This window comes from Vibrio sp. 10N.222.54.A3 (genome assembly GCF_041474095.1).
Lineage (GTDB): Bacteria > Pseudomonadota > Gammaproteobacteria > Enterobacterales > Vibrionaceae > Vibrio > Vibrio crassostreae_C.
Genome location: NZ_JBFRTN010000142.1, coordinates 1 through 1,037 on the forward strand (window position 1 = coordinate 1; position 1,037 = coordinate 1,037).

2 protein-coding genes are annotated in these 1,037 nt (G+C 45.1%); one reads left to right on the forward strand and one right to left on the reverse strand.

Annotation, left to right across the window (positions count from 1 at the left end; genetic code table 11):
* Positions 1–16 precede the first annotated feature (16 nt).
* The gene (locus AB4507_RS21790; protein WP_372183368.1) at positions 17–556 is read left to right on the forward strand and encodes a type II secretion system protein; all 540 of its coding nucleotides are present in this window, start codon (positions 17–19) and stop codon (positions 554–556) included.
* 20 nt (positions 557–576) lie between these two features.
* On the opposite strand, the gene AB4507_RS21795 is transcribed toward AB4507_RS21790, so the two are convergent.
* Positions 577–1,032, reverse strand: a complete 456-nt coding sequence (locus tag AB4507_RS21795) for an Lrp/AsnC family transcriptional regulator (protein ID WP_012604166.1) — start codon at positions 1,030–1,032, stop codon at positions 577–579.
* Positions 1,033–1,037 lie beyond the last annotated feature (5 nt).

A 1,037-nucleotide genomic window follows, 5' to 3' on the forward strand; every position in this document is an offset into this window, starting at 1 on the left:
CGATGAACCTTTTTTTATCTACAACCAGTTCGGGAACCGTATGTCCCGTGTCGACGAGGCAAAATTTCTAATCGGCCAACTGAATACTGTTTTGGATGCCGCTGAGCAATATTCTCGTGATAATGGCTCTCTGCCTCCTATTGCTTCCGATACCGATACGAACTTCGGCTACTTAAACATCAATCACTTAATTGCAAATCCGGGCTTATCCACATGGAAAGGGCCGTACCTACCTTATGAAGATACATGGATAGGTGGCGATCAGTACATCGACCACCCAGATTACATAGCAACGCAATTACTGCTTAAGGAAAAGGATAGTCTTTGGATAAGAGGAAGCTCCGAGACAGGTTGCGAATCGTCATCATCCACTTGCTCTGTTGCAGCTTGTATCTGGTTGGTACCAACAAAAGTCGCACAAGAAATTAATAAGATTGTGGACGGCAGTTCGAGTATAGAAAGCTCAGATGCGACAGGAAAAATACGTTACGAAAAAGCTTTTGGTGGCGCTCTTATCTGTATGATTGGAGATGACTATCCAATGTCTTCTATATAGACAAATTAAGTCGTTTCTAATTATCTCACTGGCAGCTTCGTTTTTGTTTTTACCTGACCAAAGGCGAAGCTGGATTCGATAGAAGCTATATTGGGTAGGCGGGTTAGTTGTTTACGGATGAACTGCTCGTAGCTTTTTAGCGATTCACTGACTACATGCAATAGGTAGTCGTGATTGCCCGTCATCAGAAAACACTCTAACACCTCGTCAATCACTTCAATGTGCTGCTCAAAGTCTCGCATGTTCTCTTCTGTCGGCTTTTCAAGTTTCACCAACACAAACACATTGACTGGCAGGCCACACGCTTCTTGGTCGACACTGGCGTGGTAACCACGAATTATCCCTTGTTTCTCTAATGCTCGAACTCGGCGTAAGCAAGGAGAGGGCGACAGTGCCACGCGATCGGCCAACTCTTGATTGGTGAGCCGAGCGTTGCTTTGCAGTTCAGCCAGTATTTTCTTGTCGATCTCGTCCATTGGCA

Excerpts from the sequence above, each read along its gene's own strand:
- AB4507_RS21795 (WP_012604166.1), bottom strand. The coding sequence starts at position 1,032 with ATGGACGAGATCGACAAGAAAATACTGGCTGAACTGCAAAGCAACGCT.